Annotated in this window: 13 protein-coding genes; all 13 read left to right on the top strand. The window is 34.0% G+C overall.

Annotation, left to right across the window (positions count from 1 at the left end; all coding sequences use genetic code 11):
- Positions 1-16 precede the first annotated feature (16 nt).
- The 13 genes from FGF67_RS07020 (at position 17) to FGF67_RS06960 (ending at position 25,081) form a co-directional block, all read left to right on the top strand.
- Complete coding sequence (locus FGF67_RS07020) at positions 17-2,377, top strand: T9SS type A sorting domain-containing protein (protein ID WP_139696156.1); 2,361 nt, start codon at positions 17-19, stop codon at positions 2,375-2,377.
- Positions 2,378-2,458: 81 nt separating this feature from the next.
- Entirely contained in the window at positions 2,459-5,806 is a 3,348-nt protein-coding gene (locus tag FGF67_RS07015; RefSeq protein WP_139696154.1) for a glycoside hydrolase family 2 protein, read from the top strand.
- A 240-nt stretch (positions 5,807-6,046) separates the two neighbouring features.
- The gene (locus FGF67_RS07010) at positions 6,047-8,059 is read left to right on the top strand and encodes a T9SS type A sorting domain-containing protein (protein ID WP_233244025.1); all 2,013 of its coding nucleotides are present in this window, start codon (positions 6,047-6,049) and stop codon (positions 8,057-8,059) included.
- Between the two features lie 228 nt (positions 8,060-8,287).
- A complete protein-coding gene (locus FGF67_RS07005) occupies positions 8,288-10,486 on the top strand; it encodes a glycoside hydrolase family 3 C-terminal domain-containing protein (protein WP_139696150.1) in 2,199 nt (732 codons plus the stop codon).
- Between the two features lie 95 nt (positions 10,487-10,581).
- Positions 10,582-12,618, top strand: a complete 2,037-nt coding sequence (locus FGF67_RS07000) for a Sip1-related alpha-galactosidase (protein WP_158293191.1) — start codon at positions 10,582-10,584, stop codon at positions 12,616-12,618.
- 198 nt (positions 12,619-12,816) lie between these two features.
- The gene (gene manA, locus FGF67_RS06995) at positions 12,817-14,019 is read left to right on the top strand and encodes a mannose-6-phosphate isomerase, class I (protein ID WP_139696146.1); all 1,203 of its coding nucleotides are present in this window, start codon (positions 12,817-12,819) and stop codon (positions 14,017-14,019) included.
- Positions 14,020-14,080: 61 nt separating this feature from the next.
- Positions 14,081-15,484 carry a 3-keto-disaccharide hydrolase gene (locus FGF67_RS06990; protein WP_233244024.1) on the top strand — a complete coding sequence of 468 codons (1,404 nt, stop codon included), beginning with the start codon at positions 14,081-14,083 and terminating at the stop codon, positions 15,482-15,484.
- A gap of 4 nt (positions 15,485-15,488) precedes the next feature.
- Positions 15,489-16,838: a Gfo/Idh/MocA family protein gene (locus FGF67_RS06985; protein WP_139696144.1), complete on the top strand. Its 1,350-nt coding sequence runs from the start codon at positions 15,489-15,491 to the stop codon at positions 16,836-16,838.
- A gap of 9 nt (positions 16,839-16,847) precedes the next feature.
- A complete protein-coding gene (locus tag FGF67_RS06980) occupies positions 16,848-18,041 on the top strand; it encodes a Gfo/Idh/MocA family protein (RefSeq protein WP_139696142.1) in 1,194 nt (397 codons plus the stop codon).
- Between the two features lie 214 nt (positions 18,042-18,255).
- Positions 18,256-19,860, top strand: coding sequence for a sulfatase-like hydrolase/transferase (locus FGF67_RS06975; protein ID WP_139696140.1), 1,605 nt, complete (start codon positions 18,256-18,258; stop codon positions 19,858-19,860).
- 28 nt (positions 19,861-19,888) lie between these two features.
- Entirely contained in the window at positions 19,889-21,517 is a 1,629-nt protein-coding gene (locus FGF67_RS06970; protein ID WP_139696138.1) for a sulfatase family protein, read from the top strand.
- A gap of 8 nt (positions 21,518-21,525) precedes the next feature.
- A complete protein-coding gene (locus FGF67_RS06965) occupies positions 21,526-22,752 on the top strand; it encodes a hypothetical protein (RefSeq protein ID WP_139696135.1) in 1,227 nt (408 codons plus the stop codon).
- Between the two features lie 10 nt (positions 22,753-22,762).
- Positions 22,763-25,081, top strand: coding sequence for a GH92 family glycosyl hydrolase (locus FGF67_RS06960; RefSeq protein WP_139696132.1), 2,319 nt, complete (start codon positions 22,763-22,765; stop codon positions 25,079-25,081).
- Positions 25,082-25,096 lie beyond the last annotated feature (15 nt).

Here is a 25,096-nt window from a genome sequence, read left to right as displayed (position 1 = left end):
AAACTAAATTATAAACATGAAAAAAGTATATTTTTTAAGAGTTGTACTACTCTTCGTCATATGTCATAGCAGCCTTTCTGTATGGTCTCAAGATGAAATGCAGGGAAAACTAATGATGGGCTATCAGGGGTGGTTTTTAGCCAGAGGAGATTCTTCAGGACCAAATGAATGGCGTCATTGGTTTAGAAGCACAACAAATCCTTCTCCAGAGAATTTTACTATCGATATGTGGCCAGATATGACTGAATATACTGTAAAGTATAATACTAATATGACCTATTCAGATGGCTCAAATGCTCAATTGTTTTCTTCACATGATTTAAGTACTACAAGAACACACTTTAAATGGATGAAAGATTATAATGTTCATGGGGTACATTTGCAACGGTTTTTAGGTGAAATAGAAGATCCGCGTTTTTTTCAGGCTAGAAACAATGTATTGCAAAATGTAATGACTGCTGCGGCTGAATATGACCGTCATTTTTCTGTGATGTATGACCTTTCTGGAGTACCAGATGATGGGCAACTGTATAATAAGCTTATAACAGATTGGGAGTATTTAGTGGACACGTATGATGTTTTAAACGCACAAGGTTATGTGAAAGAAGATGACCGACCTGTAGTAGCACTTTGGGGAATTGGTTTTAGAGGAAGAGGTCTTCAAGCAGCAACATTTCAAGCAATTATAGATTATTTTCATACCAATGCAGATCCTAAATATAGAGCTTACGTAATGGGAGGTGTGCCAGATGGTTGGCGTACCTTAAGTGGCTCTTCTGAATCAGGATCAGAATGGGCAGCTATTTATAATTCTTTAGATATGATTAGCCCTTGGTCTGTGGGGAGATATGGTAGTAATAGCGGCGCAGATAATTGGAAAACCAGTAATATTGAACCTGATTTGCAGCGGTGTAATGAAAATGGAGTAGATTATATGCCTGTTATTTGGCCAGGATTTTCATGGTTAAACTTACATGACGGACCTCTAAATCAAATACCTCGTAATAAAGGTGAGTTTTATTGGAGACAAGCCTATAATGCTATTTCAGCTGGTGTAAAATATATCTATGTAGCCATGTTTGATGAGGTTGATGAAGCTACTGCGATGTTTAAAATTGCAGAAAATAAAGAGCAGTTACCTGTTGAAGCCAAAGAGATTTTAGTACCTCTTGATGCTGACGGAACAAAGTTGCCAAGTGATTGGTATTTACAGCTAGCAGATCAAACTCAGCTGATGCTAGAAGGTTCTATAGCTTTAACACCAACTATTCCTATTGAACCAACGTTTCCAAACGCTAGTGATGCTGAATTTGTATCTCAACAAAATGTGCCTCAAACTATGGAACTCGATGAAGTTGTAGAGGTGAGTGTTACAATGAAGAATACAGGTGCTACAACCTGGACAAAATCAGAAAATTTTGTTTTAGGTAGCCAAAGTCCAGAGGGTAATAATAATTGGAAAATAGCGGCTGTAGAATTGTCAGAATCTGATGCTATTCAGCCTGGTGAAGAAAAAACGTTTACTTTCAATATACAGGCACCATTAGCTTCTGGTATAATTGGGTTTCAATGGCAAATGAAACAGCTTACAAAGGGTAGTTTTGGTGATTTATCTTCACAAGTTTTTATTACTGTTGGAGGTGGCGGCGATTATGTAGATGATTGTGATTCAAAGGACGAGTGGAATCCAAATAGTTTGGTGTTAAACACTACAGATCAACTTCAGGGAGTTGGATGTTTACAACATAGTGGTTCTAGTACAGATGAATTTTCTAAAGCCTTTTCAGAACCGTATAATTCTAGTGTTATTCCTTCAGAAGCTGTATTGCAGTTTTGGTATTATGTTTCAGATATTTCAGTATTGAATTCAGAAAATCAAGTAGAATTAGGAAGTTCAGGGAGAGCAGATCAAAATGAGTATAACTGGTCTTTAACAGGTCTTCAAGTAGGGTGGAATCTTGTTCAATTAAAAATAAGTGATGCCGGAGTTATTGGAAGTCCAGATTTAAACAATATCAATTGGTTTAGATTATATAGATTTAAATCTGGTAGTAATACCACAAGAATTGATGCTATTCAAATTATTAGAGATCCAAGTTTGGGTGTAGATGATATTTCTAAGAATGTTCAGTGGAGTGTATATCCAAACCCTGCAGAAAATCTGTTTAATTTGAGTATTAATATTTCTCAAAGTACCAATGTTAAAGTAACTCTTTTGAATATGTTAGGTCAAAAAGTGTATCAATCAAATAATGAAGCAGTTAATCCTGGGAATTACACACGCAAGGTTTCTGTTAATCATTTAAAGAGTGGTACTTATTTTATGAAAATCAATGTAAATGCTACCAATTTTTATAAAAAGATAGTTGTTAAATAATTTTATAGTTAATATGTAATCAAAACAACCATCAATATCTATTTGTATTGGTGGTTTGTTGTTTTAAAATATAAGTTTTTTATGAAGGGAGTACAATGGTTGTTTTTGGTTGCTATCCTTATATCGAATATATTGGAAGCGCAATCAATTCTATTTCATCATGATTTTGCACCTCAAGAAGGTTTAATAAAACACGTAGAAAGGCCTATTAGAGATGAAATTTGTTTAAATGGTGCATGGCAGTTTATGCCTGTTAAATTGGAAAAAGGAGTGTCTTTTGAAGATATTAAAAATCAAAAATTCCCTGAATTTAAATGGGAAGAAGTACCTTTAAAAGTACCTTCCCCATGGAATGTTAATGGGTTTACTAATGGTGAGGGGGGCGATTTTAAAAGTTTTCCTAGTTATCCAGAATCGTGGAATAACACTAAATCGGGTTGGCTAAAAAAAACAATTAAGATTCCAGCAGATTGGACTAATAATCGTTTTATATTACATTTTGAAGCCGTAGCAGGTTATGCTAAAGTGTTTGTTAATGGCATAGCAGTAGGCGAACACTTTGATTCTTTTTTGCCGTTTAGTTTTGATATAACAGAGCATGTAACAACAGTAGAAACACTAGAGGTTGTGGTTTGGGTAGCTCACGGAAGTCTGTTAAATGACCCAGGAAACTATGGGAGAAGAAATTATGTAGCAGGTTCTTTTTGGGGAATTTTTATAGCAGGAATTTGGCAAGATGTATTTCTGCAAAAGATTCCTAATATATACATAGAAGATACGTTTATTAAACCATTAGTTTCAAATAACACTTTAGAAGTTGAAGTTGAAATAAAAAACACTACAGCTCAACAGGTTAAATTTTCTATTGATGCAGAGGTGAAAAGATGGGTTAATTTAGTTGGCAAGTCTAATTTAAACACCCCTTTAGTAAATTGGAAGTTAGGAGAAAAGGCATTAGACTTTGAGTCTGAAAAGTTGCATATAGGTCCTTATGAAAGTAAGGTATTTATTCTAAAAACAAAAGTAGATGGTTCATTAGATTTATGGTCACCTGAAAGCCCAAATCTGTATGGGTTAGTACTTAAGGTAAATACTAAAAGAAAAAATATAGACATTGATTATACACGTTTTGGTTGGAGAGAATTTAAAATTGATGATACTCAATTTTTACTTAATAATAAACCAATTCAAATAAAGGGAGATTCTTGGCATTTTACAGGCGTTCCTCAAATGACTAGGCGGTACGCTTATGCATGGTATAAAATGTTGTTAGATGCAAATGCTAACGGATTGCGTTTACATGCGCAAGTATTTCCTAGGTTTTACCTTGAAATGGCTGATGAAATGGGAATTTGTGTTTTAGACGAAACTGCTATTTGGTCGAGTGATGGTGGACCAAAGATTGATTCTGAAATTTATTGGCAAGCGTGTAGACAACATGTTAAAAATTTAGTGTTAAGAGATAGAAACTACCCATCTGTAATGGGATGGAGTGTTTGTAATGAAACACTTCCAGTAACTAAGCATGTTTTTAACGCACCTCAAAAACTCATTGAAAAAAATATTGAAGAGATTAATAACTGGGTAGCAATAGTACAAGCTAATGATCCTACACGTACATGGATTTCTGGTGATGGTGAAACTCAAGAAAAAACAGATTTACCTACAGTTATAGGGCATTATGGAAATTTTAATGCTTTAAAACATTGGTCAAGCCAAAACAAACCATGGGGTATTGGAGAAACAGGAATGGCATACTATGGTACCCCAGCACAAGTAGCTAAAGTAAATGGAGATAGAGCTTATGAATCTCAATTAGGTAGAATGGAAGGTTTAGCAGGAGAAGCTTTTAATCTAATAAGTAAACAAAGAGATTATAATGCATCATATAGTTCAGTTTTTAATTTGGCTTGGTATGGTTTAAAACCCTTAGCGTTGGGATTAACAGATACTTCTATGGCTCCTACATTAAACGATGGTATAATTTTTCACCCTTATCAAGAGGGTAAACCAGGGTATCAACCAGAAAGATTAGGTCCTTATTGTACTACTTTCAATCCAGGATATGACCCAACATTACCTTTATATAAACCTTGGCCTTTATTTGAAGCTGTTAAAGCGGCCTATTCAGATAACTATAAAAGCATAGATAATAAATGGGCCGTTAAAAAGGACAATAGAGTTAAAAGAGCAACGTACAAGCCTAAAGAAGGTATTGTGTTTTTATCAGGAACTGCCAACTCAAAATTAAAGCAAAACTTAGAAAACTTGGGTCTTGAGTTTGAATCTTTAAATGCTGCAAAAAATCAATTGATTATAGTCGATGGTCAACAACCTATTGGAGCTACTAAAAAGCTTTTGTTTGAGTTAAGAACTGCAACACAGAAAGGAAGTCTTATTTACGTTTGGAGTGTATCTAAACAATCAAAAGCATTTATAGAGGCTGTTACAAATTGCAACCTAGAGTTATATAATAGAAGGGCAACAAGTTATATCATAAATCAAGACCATGCTTTGTTAAGCGGTCTAAATAATGCAAGTTTTTATTTTTCGGAAATTATAAAAGAGCCTGTTTCTAAAATTTCATTAGGAGGAAAGTTACTTGAAAATTCTCAAGTCCTTTTAAAAGCATGCGATACAGATTGGCAAAAATGGAATTACCAAGGAGAGGATATTAAAACAGCAAAAGTTTATAGAAATGAGAAAGAGTTTAAGCATCCTGGTAGCGTAATAGTTAGGAAAATTATAGGTGATGGAGAATTAATTGTTTCAACAGTTGATTTTTTTACTCTAGGAAATCAATCAAAGCATATGGTAAAAGACATGTTATTTAACTTGGGAGCTACTTTTAAAGAAGCGAAAAGCAATTTGCTAAGAGCTATTAATGAAGAGGGTATTTTACAACATGTAAACTTTTACGGAGCAGTAAAAAATGATAGTTATGAAATAGAGAAAGTATTCAAGCATTCTCCTTTAAAAGAAACAGAATTTGCTAATGTTGAAATAGGCACTATTACTAATGGTAAGCAATGGAAACTATTGTCTGCCAATAAAGAAGGAATCTTTAATTTTAAAAATGAAAATTTAAAACCTAATGTATACACAGCAGCATATATGAGTTTTTGGGTATACAGTCCTAGGTCTTTAACAGATTTATTGATAGAGCCAGATATGCCTCGTTTAGATTTACATTTTGGTGTAGATGATGCTATTGAGTTTAGTATAAATGGAAAAGTAGTAAAAACTTATTTAAGAACTGGACCATTTACTGAAAATGAATTTTATGTAGAGGGAGTTCCTTTAGAAAAGGGATGGAATCATATTTTAATAAAAGTTGGGCAACAAACAGGAGAATGGAAAACTAAACTTAAGTTTTCATCAAATAAACCGGAGTTTTTAAAGAAAATAAAATCAGTAATTGTAAGGTAGATTATAAATTTTAAAAGTATTTGCGTTAAAAACAAGCATTAAGTCATCATTAATGAGTAATTAATTTGTCTTTAATAAAAAATTAATAAAGAAAGATTTCTTTGTCTTGTACTTTGAGAAATTTAATAATCACTTTAAGACTTAAGTGTAAAGACAATCTTGTTTATAGGGACAATATGAAGTTACATTTCTTGAATGTCTTTAAACAAAAAAAGCTACCAAAACTAACTATTTATGAATATGATAAAATCAATTTTAAGCTATGCTTTACTGTTTTGTGTCTGTGCTACTCATACGGCCCAAGTGCAAGATTTAGAATACGAAGACCCTGAAATTATAGGCGCTTTAAAATATAGTATTATTAATGAGACAAGTGGCATGGGCATGTCTTATAAAACAGATAATGCTATTTGGGTGCATAATGACTCTGGTGATGGTCCAAATCTCTATTTAGTAGATACTGATGGCAATCTCTTAAATAGAGGGACGGTATCTGGAGCTTCAGCAACAGATTGGGAGGACTTATCTACATTTGAATTAAATGGAAAATCGTATATCATCATAGGAGATTTTGGTGACAATGGTAGAAATAGAAGTAATTATAGGCTTTATATCATAGAAGAGCCAGAATACAATTCTAGTCAGGTTTTTGGGCATTCGTATCCTATTTTAAGAACCATTAATTATCAATATGACAATGGAAAACAAAACTGTGAATCTGTAGGTGTTGATGTAACTTCAGGAAAAATCATTTTATTTAGTAAATCTCATGATAACGAAATTCGTTATGTTTATGAATTACCGTTATCTGTAGACGCAGGAACAGTAAGTTTAACAGCAACTCGTATAGCCTCTTTGCGTACTGATGATACTACTGCTATGGATATTTCAAAAGATGGCCATAGGGCTATTGTGCTAACATATAAAGATTTTGCTTATGAGTTTACTCGTGAAGAAAATGAGACTTGGGCGCAAGCCTTTAATAAGGGACCATTTTTTAATCAATCACAAGGGGTTAGATATCCATATAAACAAGTGACAATGCCTATAGGAAGAGCGGGAGAAGAATCTATTTGTTATGGAAAGAATAGTAGAGATCTTTACACGATGCGTGAAGGGCAAGGAGCTGAAATTTATTTTTTACGTGGGCATTATGTAGAAGATCCTAACTCTCCCAATAAAGCTGAGTTTGTAAGCCAAACTAATGTGCCAAAATATATAGGAAAAGGTGAAACAGTAACGGTAAGTGTGACTATGAAAAACATAGGGACATCTACTTGGACAAAAGCTAACTTATATAAATTAGCAAACACTGATGATGACGATATTCTAGGGGTATTGCAAGTGGAATTAGATGAGGCAGATGCCATTGCTCCTAATCAAGAAAAAACATTTACATTCGATATTATAGGGCCTACAATGCTAGGAGTTTATAATTTCCAATGGCGTATGATGGAAGAGAACAAAGAATGGTTTGGTGAGTTTACACCTAGGCAAAAAGTAGTGGTGTTATCTTCAAACGATTTTTTTGATGACTGTGATTCAAAAATAGATTGGAATCCAGGATCTGTTCAATTAATATCTAATGATGTAGCTCAAGGGGCGGGGGCATTAGAGTTTACAGGATCAGCAGAGCAAGAATATTATAAAGTGTTTGCAACACCTTATGATGCTCAAGGCACACCAAATGGAACTGTCTTACAGTTTTGGTATTATGTAGAAGATCCAACCAAGCTTGATGCTGCAAACCAAGTAGAAATAAGTAGTTCTGGTGGTCCTGACGTTAATGAATATAGCTGGTCTTTAAGTAATTTAAAAGCTGGTTGGAACTTTATCCAATTAAACGTTAGCAGCGCCTCAAAAATAGGAACCCCTAATTTAAGTGCTATTAATTGGTTTAGACTTTACAGGTTTAAAAATGGAACAACTACAACGCGAATTGATGGTATTCAGTTAATAGGAGAAAATGCTTTATCGGTTGGTGATATTGAAAAAAAAATTAATTTCAAAGTCTTTCCTAATCCAGCAACAGATAAGGTACAATTAAAGTTTTCTTTAAGAAATACTGCTTCTGTAAATATCAGTTTACTAAATATTATGGGCCAGATAGTATCTCAACAAGTTTCAGAAAAGCATCTTAATCCAGGCACCCATAGTTTTGAAATTTACACAGCGCAGTTACCTACAGGAACATATTTTGCAAAAGTAAATATAAATAATAGTGTAGTAGTAAAACAACTTATTGTAAATTGATGACTTAAAATAAGTAGTTTATATTACGTTATAATCCTACAAAAAAAGACTTTAGTATTCAATATTGACACTTTACGGGATAGTGTCCTTTAAAAAAGCCAATGAAGTATAATTTATTGGCTTTTTTACTAAAGGAACTTATGTTAAGCAGTATTTAACTTCATATTAATCGCTATTTAAGAGTTTTTTAATTGGAAAAGTTTGTTTTGTACAAAACAAACTAACCGTATGAGGCAATCACATGTTTTTTTAAGAAATATCATCTTTATTTTCATTTTTTCTCAAACCCATTCCCTCGTTTCTCAAAATTTTCAAGACAGTAGTTTGCCTCTAAAACAAAGAGTGCAGTTACTAATTAACGAATTAACCTTAGAGGAGAAAGTTTCTCTTATGGTAAATAAAGCAGCAGCTATTGATAGGTTGAATATTCCTGAATATAACTGGTGGAATGAAGGGTTACATGGTGTCGCTAGATCGGTGCCTGCAACTGTTTTTCCTCAAGCCATTGGTATGGCTGCTACTTTTAATCCCAATTTAGTATATAGAGTAGCTACGGCAATTTCAGATGAAGGTCGTGCTATTTATAATCATGCGCAAAGTAAAGGGGTTTATAGATGGTATACTGGACTAACATTTTGGTCTCCTAATGTTAATATTTTTAGAGATCCGCGCTGGGGTAGAGGTCATGAAACTTACGGAGAAGATCCATTTCTTTCTGGCGCTTTAGGTAAAGCCTTTGTACAAGGCATGCAAGGTAATGATAAGAACCATTTAAAAGTAGCGGCTTGTGCAAAGCACTTTATGGTTCATAATGGTCCTGAAGGGAATCGGTTTACTTTTAATTCTGAAACCAATAAAAAAGACTTATACGAAACCTATTTGCCTGCTTTTCAAGATTTAATTGATACTGGAGTTGCTGGGGTCATGTGTGCTTACAATAAGTATAATACAGAATCTTGTTGCGGTAGCTCTAATATTTTGTCTGATGTGTTGAGAAAAGAAATGGGATTTGATGGTTATATTGTTTCTGATTGTGGAGCTATTAATAACCTGCATGATACCCATAAAGTTACCAGAACACCAGAAGAATCAGCCGCCTTAGGCGTGTTGTCTGGTGTAAATGTGAATTGTGGCCAGGTATATTCTTTATTGTTAAAGTCCATAGAACTAGGCCTTTTAACTGAAAAAGATGTAAACAAAGCGTTGTCTAAGCAATTAGAAATACGTTTTAAGCTAGGAATGTTTGACCTAGTACCTATAAATCCATACACTACCATTTCAATAGATAAAATTAATAATCAAGCACATGTTGCTTTGGCAAGAGAAGTTGCCCAAAAATCTATGGTGTTGTTAAAAAACAGTAATAACATCTTACCTCTAAAAAAAGGAATTGGACAAATCTATGTTACAGGTAATAATGCTGCCGATGTTAATGTGTTATTAGGCAATTATTATGGTGTTAGTAAAAATATGGTGACTGTTTTAGAAGGAATTGCCAGTACTGTTTCTAAAACAACTATAGTACAATACAATCAAGGTTTTTTAGTGCAACAAGATGTAAAGGGTATGAAAACTGGCCAATCAGGGAATGCCGCCAACGCCGATGCTACCATTGCAGTTATTGGGTTAAATCCATTATTTGAAGGCGAAAATGGGGACACGCCTTTTTCAATAACAGGTGGAGATAGAAAAACCATTGAGTTGCCAGAAAATCAATTGATCTATTTAAAGAAATTAAAAGAGCAAATAAGTGATAAGCCTCTAATAGTAGTGGTTTGCTCGGGTAGCGCTATTGCCATGCCAGAGGTTCATGATATTGCAGATGCCATTGTTTGGGCATGGTATCCGGGGGAACAGGGCGGTCAAGCTGTAGCCGATGTTTTATTCGGAAATTATTCGCCTTCAGGAAAATTGCCCATTACTATATATAAAGCTACAAGTCAGCTAGGTGATTTTGAAGATTATAGTATTTCTGAAAGTAAAAAAACATACCGTTATTTTGAAGATAGTCCATTGTATCCTTTTGGCTTCGGACTAAGTTATCAACCACTAGATTTTAAGCTTGAAGGAACGTCGAAGTTGTCAATGAAATCAAAAGACACCTTAAACATTAAAATAAAAGTAAGAAATCTAGCCGATTTTGAGCAAAATGAAGTGATTCAACTATATGTAAGCAAAACAGATTTAAGTTACCCTACACCTTTATTTGCATTAAAAAACATTCAAAATGTAACACTAAAAGCTGGTCAATCAAAAAGATTAACTTTTAAATTATGCAAAACACACTTGCAACAAATCAACGATAAAGGCGAAAAAGAATTACCAAAAGGAGTGTATAAAATATGTATAGGAACCACATCACCAGCAGCTAGAAATATTGAACTGGGTGCTCAGATGCCTATTGAATTAACTATTAAATTGAAATAATAATGTTCAAGAAATATTACCCAATACTCTTGCCGTTTCTCGTAGGCTTTGTGTTTTTTTCATGCTTGGAAAAAGCACGAAGCAAAGTTATAGACATGCAACCTATAGATTTGACTTTACTTTCAGAAACAGGTATTATAACAAAGCAATTGAAAAATGCAACTCCCCTAAATGGTTGCATTCGTAAATACCGTTTGCAATTACCAGAGTTTGAAAAAGGCGTTATTAATGAAGCTAATATTTCTGGCTGGGTGTCAGGTTACCTTACAAGACCCACAACATTTACAAGTTTAGAGAGGTTTGAAAAACAAATTGAAAATACTATTCAAGACAAACGATTTGAGCATGCTTTTAACTGCGGTTATTATTTGTTATTGAAGCTGAAAAATGGTGAGTATTTGTCCATTCTACCACTAGTATCAAAAAATGTGATGTCATACGTATCATTAAATGGAGGACAATCTAGTGTTAAGTTATGTACTTTTGGAACCGATTCTTTTACTGGAGAAGCTCCTTTGTTCGCCTATAGCTATGCAAAAGACCCTTATACGGCTACTCAAAAATGTTGGGAACAAGCTATTAATTCAAAGTTTTGTAAAGATAACATACAGTGGCGTTCTAAAAAAGAGTATCCAGAGTTATACAACTATTTAGGCTGGTGTACTTGGGAGTCGTTTGGAGGTGATATTACTGAAGAAAACGTTAGTCAAAGCATAAAAGAAATTAAAGAAAACCCTGTGCCAGTGCGTTGGGTGATTATTGATGATGGTTATTTAGATGTAGAGGTGCCGAAAAATGGTTGGAAAAATCAACTGCTAAGTTTCGGTGTAAATAACAAGTTTCCTAATGGATGGAGACCTATAACCGCCTTGAAAAATGAGAATACCGTAAAATGGATGGGCATTTGGCGAAACATGAGTGGTGGTATGGGAGGTGTAAGTCGCAATCATACCATGGCTAATTTAAAAGAGCATTTAATGCCGTGGACAGCTTATAGGTTAGAAAGACCTGGTGGTAATGTGGAAATAGAAACGAATATGATTATTAGGCCTGATTATAAATCTTCTGAAGCATTCTATAATGAAATGATAAGAAATAGTATTAATGGAGGGTTTGATTTTGTAAAGGTAGATTTTCAAACCTATAATTTCTGGATGAACTATGGCTCTAAAAACGGTGTGAATGCGGCTCATCAAAATAATAAAGCCTTAGAAACGGTATGCTATGAAAATAATGTGGCACTTTTAAACTGTATCTCTCAAAGCAATGTGAATGTTTTTAATACCAAGTACAGTGTTATTTCTCGGGCTAGTGTTGATGTAAAGTTAGATAATGATAACATGTTTAGAACGGTACAGTCTTTCACAAACAACATGTGGTGGGGAGATATTTTAGTAGCCGATTTAGATATGTATCATACTAGTAATCAAAAAACAGCTCAGTATTTAACTATAGCGCGGGCTGTTTCAGGAGGACCAATTTACATTTCAGACCGTCCAATTCACTTCAATAAAAAGCTTATCGATCCCTTAATTTTCAAGGATGGAAAAATAATAAGAACACTTGCGCCTGCTGTGCCTTTAGCTGATAATTTGTTTACAAATTATAAAACGTCTTGTTATCGTGTTATAGCACCTACACGTCATAAAAGTTGTGCTATTGCAGCTTTCAACTTCACCTCAAAAGAAAGTATTGAGGGCACAATTTCAAAAAAAGATTACCAATTCGCAGCAGCTAAAGAACAACCCTATGAAGGACTTTGGCAGTTGCCTCATGAAGGATTAGTTGTATATGATTGGGAGGCTAGAAGAGGAGTGAGGTTAAATGACAGTTATAAATTTTTAGTTAATAACATGAAGGGAAGAATATTCAACCTTTCTCCAATTGAAAATGGCTGGGCCGTTATAGGTTTGATGAATAAATATGTGGGTGGTTGTACCTACACCATAAAGGAGAATACAAAAAACTATTTAAAAATTATTTTAGATGAATCAGGTCCTTTAATTGTATACCACAATTCAAAAACGCCATCAACGAAATTTGGTGAAGTTACAAGTTTAGGAAACGGTTTTTTTAAGGTTGATTTAAAAGAAGGTGATAAAAATCTAAACCTCCAGTTACAATTAAATTAGAACATGAAAAATAACAACAACACTTTATTATCTCTAATGTGTTTTTGTGCTGTCAATAAGTTGCATTATCATTCAATTCAATAAGAAATCAAATTGAACATATAATTCATTGCTGCCCTTAGAAGGGGCTATTTGTCATAATTTACAAAATGACTTAATTAAATTTCAAATTAACTATAAAACTTAAAATATTATACAATGACTAAATTATTTTCGCTTAAAGGGAAAATTCAAAATTATGCGTGGGGAGGCTCTCATTTCATTTCTAATTTACTAGGAGAGGAAACCACAGAAGCAAAATGTGCAGAGTATTGGCTGGGAGCTCATGTTAATGCACCATCTGTATTAATGACCGAGAAAGGAGAGCAAGTATTAAATACTTTTTTGGAAAGTAATTTAACCGAAAAACTTGGACATCAAATTGCAGGAAAATTTGGGCGTTTACCATTTTTATTTAAAGTGCTTGATGTAAAAGAGATGTTGTCTATTCAGGTACATCCAACAAAAACAGAAGCCGAAAAAGGGTTTAAAAAGGAAAATGAGCTAGGAATTCCTATAACCGCTCCTAACAGAAACTATAAAGACGATAACCACAAACCAGAAATTATGGTAGCTTTGAGTGAATTTTGGTTGCTGCATGGCTTCCTGATAAAACACAAGTTAGCAGCTATTCTAAAAAACACACCAGAGTTTCAAGCATTACTTCCTGTTTTTGAAAATAAAGGATACTATGGGTTATACAAAACCGTTATGGAACAGTCTCAAGATGCATGTAATGAAGCGTTGAGGCCCTTAGTTGATAGAATTTTGCCACTTTATAAAGAGGGGGAATTAAGTAAGTGCAGTCCAGATTATTGGGCAGCAAAAGCGGTCGATTCGTCCAACGATGACACCATCCTAGACAAAGGTATTTATTCCATATATTTTTTCAATATCGTAAAAGCCAATCCAGGTGAGGCAGTTTTTCAAGATGCGGGGATACCTCATGCTTACCTAGAGGGGCAAAATATGGAGCTTATGGCGAATTCAGATAATGTGTTGAGGGGAGGATTAACACCTAAATATGTTGATGTGCCAGAATTATTAAAGCATGTGACTTTTGAAGCTACCGTGCCTAATGTTTTGGATGGAGAACTTCAGAGTGATGGTATTGAAAGAATTTACAAGAGTCCAGTACCTGATTTTGAGTTAAGCCAAATAAGTATTAATAGCAATCAGGTGTATCAATCTCTATCAAAAACAGCCGAGGTGCTTATAGTAATTGAAGGTGAAGCACGTTTTATCGAAAACGGCACCACTTTACAACTGTTTAAAGGAGGAGCAGCCTTTGTAGTGGCTAATAGTAATTATAAAATCACCACTACATCAAACGCTAAATTATACAAAGCAACAGCTCCTTAAGTAGGTGTAGAGACTTTATAAAACAAACAAATCAAGTAAATATTAATTCTAACAATAGGAAATGAAAACTAAGCTAAAGCAAATGTCAAGAGGAGTTTTATCCAGTGCATTGTCGTTAATTCTTTTGAGTAATTGTGCAGAAGTGAAAAACGATGATACGCCATGGGTAAATATTTTTGATGGAAAAACATTAAAAGGTTGGACAAAAATTGGAGGTAATGCAGATTATGAAGTAAAAGAGGGAACAATTGTTGGCACCTCTAAAATAGATACACCTAATACATTTTTAAGAACAGATGAGCTTTATGGTGATTTTATTTTAGAATTAGACTATAAAGTAGATCCTAAGTTAAATTCAGGAATTCAAATAAGAAGTAACAGTTTTCCAGATTATAAAAATGGAAGAGTACATGGTTATCAAATAGAAATAGATCCTTCAGAAAGAGCTTGGAGTGCAGGTGTATATGATGAAGGAAGCAGAGGCTGGTTATATACTCTTGATAATAATCCTGAAGCTCAAAAAGCATTTAACCAAAATCAATGGAATCATTACAGAATAGAGGCAATAGGAGATAGTATAAAAACATGGATAAACAGAGTGCCCGCAGCATTTTTGGTAGATGATATGACGGCAAGAGGTTTTATAGGTTTGCAAGTTCATAGTATAGGTGATAATAAAGACAAAGAAGGCACTCAAGTAGCCTGGAAGAACATTAAAATAGTAACAAATAATGTTTCTAAATATGCACAAAAGAGTCCTTTGGATCCATTTGTAGTTGCTAATAACTTAACATTTGAGGAAAAAAAGAATGGTTGGAAAATACTTTGGGATGGTAAAACAACCAAAGGATGGAGAGGTGCTAAAATTGCTGATTTCCCTAAAGGTGGTTGGGAAATTAAAGATGGAGTACTTTCGGTATTAGCATCAGGCGGACATGAGTCTGAAAACGGAGGTGATATTGTTACCAAAGAAAAATTTTCCAATTTTGAATTAAAGGTTGATTTTAAAATAACGGAAGGAGCTAACAGTGGTATTAAGTATTATGTAGACACTGAATTGAATAAAGGGAAAGGCTCTTCAATTGGTTTAGAGTTTCAAATTTTAGATGATGAAAGACATCCTGATGCTAAATTAGGAAATCATGAAGGTAGTAGAACTGTAGCATCTCTTTATGATTTAATTCAAGCAGATACAACAAAAGTTGTAAAGCCTATTGGAGATTGGAATCAAGCATATATTGTCTCTAAAGATAATCATGTTGAGCACTGGTTAAATGGTAAAAAAGTATTAGAATATGAGAGAAAAAGCCCAGAGTATAGAAAGTTAGTAGCAGAAAGTAAATACAAAGTTTGGCCTAATTTTGGAGAAGGAGATCAGGGTAGAATTTTACTTCAAGATCACGGAGACCACGTGTCATTTAGAAATGTTAAAATCCGTCCATTAAACACAAATAAAAATCAATAATGTTATGAGTACAAATAGAAGAAGTTTTATTAAAAAAGCTGCCGCAGGAGTAGCAGGAGTAGCAATAGCAGGTAAATTTGAAAGTCACGCTATGTCAGCAAAAAGTTATTCAAATATTATTGGTGCTAATGATCGTATTAATGTTGCAATACAAGGCTTGGGTAGACGTTGCCCAGCTTATAAAACTCCTATTGTAACAAAGGAGAATAATGTGAAGCTATTGTATTTGTGTGATGTAATGAAAAGCCAAAGGGAGCGTGCAGCTAAAGATTTTGGAAGTGTATTAAACTACAAAGTGGCTTTGGAAAATGATATAAGAAAGGTTTTAGAGGATAAAGATGTTGATGCTGTTTTTATGGCAACTCCAGATCATTGGCATACACCTGGTGCTTGTATGGCAATGCAGGCAGGGAAACACGTATATTTAGAAAAACCATGTTCTCATAATATGTTTGAGAATGAGTTAGTTGTTGCTGCTCAAAAGAAGTATGGAAAGGTTGTGCAAATGGGTAACCAGCAACGTTCGTCTTTAGAGTCTAACACTATCATAAAAGATATTCATGAAGGTATTATAGGAAAAATATATAAAGCTACAGCTTTTTATATCAATAAAAGAGGGCGTGTGCCAAACCAGACTAAAACAGCCCCGCCAGAAGGGTTAGATTGGGATTTATTCCAAGGGCCAGCCCCAAGAAGAGACTATACAGACAATACCTGGAACTATAATTGGCATTGGTATGGTTGGGACTATGGTACTGCAGAGATGGGTAATAATGCAACTCATGAGTTAGATATAGCTCGTTGGGCTTTGGGAGTTAAGTATCCTATGCACGTAAATGTAAGAGCTGGGAAAAATCAATTTTTAGATGATGGTTGGGAAATGTATGATTCTATGGAAGCTCGTTTTACGTTCTCTGACGGACAAGTTATTGAGTGGGATGGACAAAGTAGAAATAATTATAATAAATATGGTAAAGGAAGAGGTACTATTGTTTATGGTTCTGAAGGTTCTGCATTTTTAGATAGAGAAGGGTTTGCATTATATAATCTTGCAGGAGAGTTGATAAGAGATAGTAAATCAGGAGGCTCAGAAGGCGGTATGGCTCTTGGTGGTGGAGGTGATTTGACTACAAGTCATGCAAAAAATTTCTTCCAAACTATAAGAGGAAAAGAAGAGCTGGCATCGCCTATTGCACAAGGGGCACTAAGTCAAGCCTTAACGCATTATGCTAATATTGCATCAAGAATTAATAAGCCTTTCGATGTTGATACAAATTCTGGCAGAATTTTTGATAGAGAAGCTATGGCGTTATGGTCAAGAACTTATGAACCAGGTTGGGAACCAAAACTATAGTAAAGATTCATGAAACGAAGAGATTTTATAGTTAAAAGTGGTTTAGTAACATCAGGTCTTGCAGTAGGTTCTTCTGTTTTATGGGGAGCAACTAATGGCTTTAGAGCCAACAATACTATAAATATAGGTGTTATTGGGACTGGAGATAGAGGTGCAGGACTTACCCCATTTTTAAATGAGATTGAAGGGGTAAATGTTATAGCTTGTTGTGATATCTTACCATTTAGGTTAGAAAATGGATTGAAAAAAGCTGGAGCAAAAGCAAAAGGATATAACGATTATAGAAAACTTTTAGATAATAAAGATATAGATGCTGTTTTGGTTTCAACTCCCTTTAATACGCACTCTAAAATCTCAATCGATGCTTTAGATGCCAATAAACATGTGTATTGTGAAAAAACCATGGCAAAAGGGTTTGAAGCAATTAATGCGCTTGTTAAAAAAGAAGCAACTAGTTCTGTTGTTTTTCAAACAGGACATCAATATCATAGTAGTAGACTTTATTCTCATGTTGTTAACCTGATAAAAGAAGGAAAAATAGGGAAGATTGTTGCTTTTGAATGTCAGTGGAATAGAAACGGAAATTGGCGTAGACCTGTTCCAGATCCATCTTTAGAGCGAGCAATTAATTGGAGAATGTATAGAGAATATTCAGGAGGTTTGGTAGCAGAGTTATGCTCACATCAAATTGATTTTGTGAATTGGGTATTAGGTGAAAATCCAGAGCAGATTCAAGGTGTTGGGGGTATAGATTATTGGAAAGATGGTAGAGAAACCTATGATAATATTCATTTGATATACAAATACCCTAGTGGTGTTAAAGCCACGTTTAGGTGTTTAACATCTAATGCCTTAGGAGACTATCAAATTAAGGTATATGGTGATAAAGGAACCATTTTGATAGATTATGTTAATGCTTGGGTTTATTATGAAAAAGGAATAGAGAAAGAATTAGGTGAAGTAGATGGCGTTTCAGGTGCTACGGTAAATTCTCAAATGCAAGGAAAGGGAATTCCAATTCATATAGAGCATAATGATCCAAGTAAACAAGCTCTAATAGATTTTAGAGACAGTATAGTTAATAATACAGAACCCATATCTAACATTCATACTGGTGCAAATACAGCTAAAGCGGTACAAATGTCTTTAGATGCTATGTATAAGGATGAAATTATTTATTGTGATAAAATAAAAATGTCCTAAATCTGTTGTAATTATATGTTTTTTAAAAAGCGAAACCAGTTAGTATTAATAACTGGTTTTGCTTTTTTTTAGGTCAAAAATGTTAAAAGAGAAAATTAATGTCAGTGTTGTTTTATTTTAATTATTAATTAATTCTTTTTTAACCTGTCAGGTTAGTTTAGCATTCAAATATTCCTGTTTAAAGGATTTGGAACTTATACAATACTAAATTAAAATGATGAGTGTAAATTTTTCAACACGTTCAAGTTTAACGTATTTGATGGTTTTGGCTGTATTTCTAACCTTTTCATCATTCGCTCAAAAAAAGAAAAATCTCTTATTTATTATGACCGATCAGCAGCAATACAAAGCATTAAGTATTGCTGGAAATACGGTGTTACAAACTCCAAATTTAGATCGTTTAGGAAAAAGTGGAGCCTATTTTAAAAACGCATATACACCAATGGCGGTATGTGGTCCTGCTAGATCTGCAATTCTTACAGGAATGACGGTTGAAAGTACTGGGGTTAATACCAATGATAAAACTTATTTTTATGATGAAGAACCTGTAATGACTACGCCAACATTCGACGAGATTTTAACAGAAAATGGCTATCACTGCGAATATTATGGAAAATGGCATGTTATGTCTCATCATGCAGCGATTTATAGAAATCCTAAAAAAGTTGCAAAAAATGGTAAATCTATTTTTGAACATGGAGGGCAAAACCATGTGTATATGGATTATATTAATGAACATTACCCTAAGCAAAAACTAGAGGGAGATGAGTTTTATGACACCTTTACAAAACGTGCTTATGTGCCGGATCCAATAGATAGTTATTATGGTCACTCTTGGGAAGACGTGAAAAAAGATGAGAGAAAAAGACGTGTGCAGCCAGATTTGCATGGAGAATTGAAAATACCAGCAGAGCATAGTTTTACCGCGTTTCAGGCAAAAGAAGCAATAAAAGCAATCAATAGACTAAAAGATACCACTTTTAGTATTACGTTATCTATTCATATGCCGCATGCTCCAATGACACCAACCAAGCCTTATTACGGTATGTATCCGGTTGATGAAATGGTTCCGCCAGCAAGTATACATGACACTATGGAAAACTCACCATACAAACACGCCAACGGAAGAATGGGAATGCCTGAATATTCAGATCCGGAGAAGATAAAGTATATGATTTCCAATTATTACGGTATCATTAAAGAAATTGATGATTGGATAGGGAAAATTTTAAAAACTTTAGATGACAACAATTTAACAGAAAACACCTTAATCATTTTTACAAGTGATCATGGTGAAATGTTAGGCGCTCATGGGCTCAGAGAAAAGAATGTGTTTTACGAAGAATCATCTCACATTCCTTTATTTGTAAGTTTGCCAGGAGAGATAGAAAAAGAAACAGTTGTAGATGGCTATGTGTCAACAATTGATTTGTTTTCTACCATTTTAGATTACCTAAATGTGAAAAAGAAATATCCTTCAGACGGTTCTAGTTTAAGAGATTTAATTGAAGGAAAAGAAACCAGTCACGGTGACTATGTGGTGACAGAATGGGATTATAGAGGACCAGTAGCGCCTAATTATATGATTGTAAAAGATGGCTGGAAACTAATAATTCCATATACTAAAGAGTCTACAGTTATTAATGCTATGTACGATTTAAATACAGATCCGCATGAAATGAATAACCTTATAGGAAACAACCCCGATAAGGCGAAGTATAGAGAAAAAGTAGAAGAATTAAGAGGGTGTTTACTTGAGTGGCTTAAAAAAAATAATTCTGCGAGATATAAGGGGGTGAAAGATAGAGAGTTGATTTAATTAAATTACTTTTATTGATTACAACACAATGGATAAGCTTTTAAAATCCAAAAAAATAGTAATACAAGTACTAACGATTTTTCTGTTAAGTTGTAATGTTTTCTCTTGTAAAAAAGAATTTTTAAAAACAGAAAACAAGCAACCTAATGTTCTTATTTTGTTCTCAGACCAACATAATAAGAATGTTATGGGGTTTGAAGGGCATCCAGATGTTCAAACACCTAATCTAGATAGATTAGCACAACAAGCATTTGTTTTTGATAGAGCTTATTGTGCTACTGGCATATGTGCTCCCTCTAGGTCTGCCCTTATGACGGGTATTTATCCAAGAACTCTTGGTATACTTTCAAACTCAGAAAACACCCAGGTCATGAGAGAGGTTAAGTCAATGGCTACAATTTTAAAAGCAAATGGATATAAAACATATGCTTTTGGGAAACGCCATACAAAAGCTGCGATAGATGAAGGTTGGGATGTTAAGAGAAGTCATCTTTGTGACGAAAGTCGTGAGAACTATGTAACCTGGATAGATAGCTTAGGATATGCGAAGGAATTTGCAAATGATTGGGCGGCTGAATTTGGAAAACCACCTTCATGCTCTATGGCACATGGACTAATTCATACTGCAGATTTGGCAACAAGAATTTCTTCACTACCTGAAGGTTATACAATGGAGGCTTATACAGCTAAAAATACCATTGATGTTATAAAAAAGCATAAAACAACTAAGACACCTTTTTTTTGTTGGGCAACATTTTATAGACCCCATCAACCCTACACGCCTTTAAAAAAGTACATGGATATGTACGATGTGTCTAAATGGGGGGATGGTATTAAAAATGGCTCGTCTATAAAGATACCTGCAAGTTTTTATGAGGCTACAAGTAATTTACCACCGTTTTTGCAAGCACAAAGAAATGGGGGCAATAAGGTTTGGAATATGGATAAAGCAGCTAAAGAAGAACAATTGTGGCGAAACTATATTGGGGCATATTACGCTTTAGTAAGTGAAGTAGATTATTATATAGGCGAGATAATAAATCAATTAGAGAAAGCAGGTTTAAAAGAAGAAACTTTAATTATCTACACAACAGACCATGGTGATTTTGTTGGTAATCATGGAATGGTTGAAAAAGCTGCTATGGGGCATAACGTATATGAAGACATTTTAAATATTCCTCTAATTATAAAATATCCTGGTCAATCTCAAGGAGAAAAGAAATATGAACTTGTTAGTCAAGTAGATATTTTACCTACAGTTTTAGAAATTTTAAATCTTCCTGAGCCAGAACTAAAGCATGATATTCAGGGTATTTCGCTTCATGGTTTAATGCAAAATAAAGAACCTATTAAAAGAGAGTATATAGTTTCAGAAAGTTGGTCACAAGCAGCTATTATAACCAAAAATTATAAGCTTGGTAAAATGCTAGATCCAACTAGTTTTAAAAAACAATTTGATTATAGAGATTATGGAGATATGTTTTTTAATCTTCAAGAAGATAGTTTAGAAGTTCAAAATCAAATTAATAACAAAGAGTACATAGACCAAATTAACAAATTAGAGGCTTACTATGAGGATTTTCAAAAACGCTACCCTGATATTGGTAAACAAGAAATAATTGCTTCTTTAAAAAAGAATAAAAATAAACTTAACTAAGATAAAATATGAAACGAATATTTATAGTGCTATGTGTTTTGGTAATCCAATGGTCTTGGGCTCAAACAATGAAAAGTATTCAAGAATTTGGAGTTAAACCAGAAAATTCAGCGGCGGTTAATAAAATAAATTTACAAAAAGCAATAGATTGGGCTTCACCAAAAGGAGCAGCTTTGTGGATAGAACCTAGTAATGAACCCTATCACATAGATGGAGGAGTTGCTTTAAAAGATAATGTCTCGTTAATAGGCGTACATGGCCCAACTCCAAGAGGTACTATTCACGAAAATTTAAAACAGCCAGTAGGAAGCGTTTTTAAGATAACCGATAAAGATCAGGTTTTTATTACCGTAAAATCTTCAACTCAAATTAAGGGTATTCAGTTTTGGTACCCAGAGCAAACTGTTAATGATCCGTCAGCTATAATAGAATACCCAGCAACAATACAGGTCTCAAAAAACAGTCTCACTCAAGGAGTCTATTTATCCTGTCTTTCTTTTTACGGTGAGTATGTTGCCTTTGATTTTAATGCAAGTAGACAATATCCTTGTGAATTGATGACATTTGAACACTGCTATGGGTTTCCTTTAAGTGGCCAGTTTATAAAAATGAATTACGTATATGATGTGCCACGTATTTTGCATTGCCATGTAAATCCAGCTTCTCAACGTTTTATTGGCGGGCAAATTACAAGAAAAGTAGTGGATGCTGTGATAGCTAAAAAAACTTATGCTTATACCATAAATAATACCGATAATGCACAAATAATAGACTTATTTACGTTTGGTACTTATGGAGGTATTTTACTGGGCGAACAGTCATATGGGCAATTAACTAACTTTAATTTTGACTGTGTTGCGGTGGGTATCTTAAAACAAGGAAGTAATACTAAAAATAGAAATTGGCAAATAGCACAAGGGTCTATTATAGCAAATACAGGAGAGAAAGTTGAGAACATACATCCTATTATTATTGAAGGGCAAGGGCATACCTCATTAACAAATGTTGAAGCGTTTTCTGGAGGGAATAGTGCTTTAACACCAGTAAAAGAACAAATGTCATGGGATTATATGTTAGTAAGAGGGGATAAAAAACTAACAGTTTCTGTTTTTGGAGCAAGAATGAGAAACTATATGAGTAAAGAGCCAGTTACTATTGAAAATGAAAAGGCTACTTTACAATTCTCAGTATGTATCGATAAAAATGAACAATTTTATAACAAAATAATAGATTAAAATTTTTTTAATGAAACTGAAGATAATAGCCGCCATTTGCATGGCATTCTTTTTACACTCATGTAAACAAACCGTTGTTTCTTATTGCAGTTCTAACGAAGAGAAAGCGTTGGTAGAGTATGTAAATCCATTAATGGGAACCGATTCAAAATTTAGTCTATCAAATGGAAATACATACCCAGCCATAGCAACACCATGGGGGATGAATTTCTGGACACCTATGACTTCTAAAATGGGTGATGGATGGACCTATAAATACAATGAAAATAAAATAAGAGGAATTAAGCAAACACATCAGCCTAGTCCTTGGATTAATGATTATGCAGCTTTTTCTTTAATGGCTGTAACTGGCGATTTAAAATTTCATGAGAATGAGCGCGCATCTTGGTTTTCTCATAAAGCAGAAACGGTAAAACCATATCATTATAAAACGTATTTAGCAGATTATGATGTGGTAGCTGAAGTGGCACCAACAGAACGAGCTGCTCATTTTAAATTTACGTTTCCAGATGGTGAGACTTCTTATATTTTAGTAGATGGCTTTTTTCAAGGATCTATGGTAAAAATTATACCTGAAGAACGAAAAATTATTGGGTATTGTAGAAATAATAGCGGTGGAGTTCCAGAGAATTTTCATAATTACTTTGTAGTAACTTTTGATAAGGACTTTGAAATAACACATACCTGGGCAGATAATTGGACCTTACTAGAGAATAGTCTAACAAGTGAAGGAGAACATGTAGGTGCTATTATTGGTTTTAAAACCACTAGAGGAGAAGAAGTACATGCCAAGGTTGCTTCCTCTTTTATAAGTTTAGATCAGGCGACTTTAAACCTTTCAAGAGAAATAGGTAATGATGATTTTGAAGTAACAAAAGAAAAAGCCAAAAATGCTTGGGAAAAAGAGTTGAATAGAATAAAAGTTGAAGACGCAAACACAGATAATTTAAAAACGTTTTATTCATGTTTATATAGGGTATTGCTTTTCCCAAGAAAATTTTATGAATTTGATGCTAATAATGATATAGTGCATTATAGCCCATATAATGGAAAAGTATTACCAGGTTACATGTTTACAGATAATGGTTTTTGGGACACTTTTAGGGCAGTATTTCCATTTTTTAATCTAATGTATCCAGAACTTAATGCCAATATTATGGAGGGTTTAGCCAATACATATAAAGAATCTGGTTGGTTACCAGAATGGGCAAGCCCTGGACATAGAAACTGTATGATAGGGTCAAACTCCGCACCAATTGTAGTAGATGCGTTTCTAAAAGGAAACATTAAAGATGATGAGGTGATAAATACGTTGTTTGAGGCAATGCTTAAAAATGCAAATGTAAATGAAGGAAGACCTCATCCATCTGTTGGGAGAGAAGGTGTAGACTACTATAATGAATTAGGATATGTGCCTTACAATGTTGGTATAAAAGAAAATACAGCAAGAACTTTAGAGTATGCTTATGCCGATTTTACTATTGCAAAAATGGCAGAAAAGCTTGGTAAAGATGATCTAGCCAAACGTTTTTATAAGCAATCCTATAATTATAAAAATGTGTTTGATACTGAATCCAATTTAATGCGTGGTAAAAATGAAGACGGTAGTTTTCAGTCGCCGTTTAATCCGCTAAAATGGGGTGACGCTTTTACTGAAGGCAATAGTTTGCATTATACTTGGTCTGTTTTTCATGATGTGCAGGGTTTAATTGATTTAATGGGAGGAAAAGAGCCTTTTGTAAAACAATTAGATGCAGTATTTACAATGCCTCCAGATTTTGATGATTCTTATTATGGACAAACCATTCATGAAATTAGAGAAATGCAGATTGTGAATATGGGTAATTATGCACACGGTAATCAACCTATTCAACACATGATTTATCTATACAATTATGCAGGGATGCCTTATAAAGCTCAAGGGCGAGTACGTGAAGTGCTTAACAAGCTATACGCGGCAACCCCAGATGGGTATTGTGGCGATGAAGATAATGGACAAACATCTGCCTGGTATGTATTTAGTGCTTTAGGTTTTTATCCTGTTACTCCTGGGGTTGATGAATATGTTATTGGTAGTCCTTTGTTTGATAGAGCTACATTAACACTTGATAACGGAAATACTTTTATAATAACTTCAGAAAATAATAGAGAAAATAATGTTTATATAAACTCTGCTAGTTTAAAAGGTAAACCATTTAACAATAATTTCATTAAGTTTGAAGAGATTCAAGAGGGAGGAACTTTGCACTTTACTCTTACAGACATACCTAATAAAAGTTGGGGGAGTAAAGATGAAGAATTACCTTATTCTTTTAGTAAGCATCAATGAAAAGTACAATTTTTA

The organism is Allotamlana fucoidanivorans (genome assembly GCF_006265225.1).
Lineage (GTDB): Bacteria > Bacteroidota > Bacteroidia > Flavobacteriales > Flavobacteriaceae > Allotamlana > Allotamlana fucoidanivorans.
Note: the sequence above shows the minus strand (reverse complement) of the source record. Positions and strands in the feature narration are given on the sequence as shown.

Bases quoted from the DNA above. Each gene is read 5' to 3' on its own strand.
- FGF67_RS07020 (WP_139696156.1), top strand. From the start codon at position 17: ATGAAAAAAGTATATTTTTTAAGAGTTGTACTACTCTTCGTCATATGT.
- FGF67_RS07015 (WP_139696154.1), top strand. From the start codon at position 2,459: ATGAAGGGAGTACAATGGTTGTTTTTGGTTGCTATCCTTATATCGAAT.
- FGF67_RS07010 (WP_233244025.1), top strand. From the start codon at position 6,047: ATGATAAAATCAATTTTAAGCTATGCTTTACTGTTTTGTGTCTGTGCT.
- FGF67_RS07005 (WP_139696150.1), top strand. From the start codon at position 8,288: ATGAGGCAATCACATGTTTTTTTAAGAAATATCATCTTTATTTTCATT.
- FGF67_RS07000 (WP_158293191.1), top strand. From the start codon at position 10,582: ATGCAACCTATAGATTTGACTTTACTTTCAGAAACAGGTATTATAACA.
- manA (WP_139696146.1), top strand. From the start codon at position 12,817: ATGACTAAATTATTTTCGCTTAAAGGGAAAATTCAAAATTATGCGTGG.
- FGF67_RS06990 (WP_233244024.1), top strand. From the start codon at position 14,081: ATGAAAACTAAGCTAAAGCAAATGTCAAGAGGAGTTTTATCCAGTGCA.
- FGF67_RS06985 (WP_139696144.1), top strand. From the start codon at position 15,489: ATGAGTACAAATAGAAGAAGTTTTATTAAAAAAGCTGCCGCAGGAGTA.
- FGF67_RS06980 (WP_139696142.1), top strand. From the start codon at position 16,848: ATGAAACGAAGAGATTTTATAGTTAAAAGTGGTTTAGTAACATCAGGT.
- FGF67_RS06975 (WP_139696140.1), top strand. From the start codon at position 18,256: ATGATGAGTGTAAATTTTTCAACACGTTCAAGTTTAACGTATTTGATG.
- FGF67_RS06970 (WP_139696138.1), top strand. From the start codon at position 19,889: ATGGATAAGCTTTTAAAATCCAAAAAAATAGTAATACAAGTACTAACG.
- FGF67_RS06965 (WP_139696135.1), top strand. From the start codon at position 21,526: ATGAAACGAATATTTATAGTGCTATGTGTTTTGGTAATCCAATGGTCT.
- FGF67_RS06960 (WP_139696132.1), top strand. From the start codon at position 22,763: ATGAAACTGAAGATAATAGCCGCCATTTGCATGGCATTCTTTTTACAC.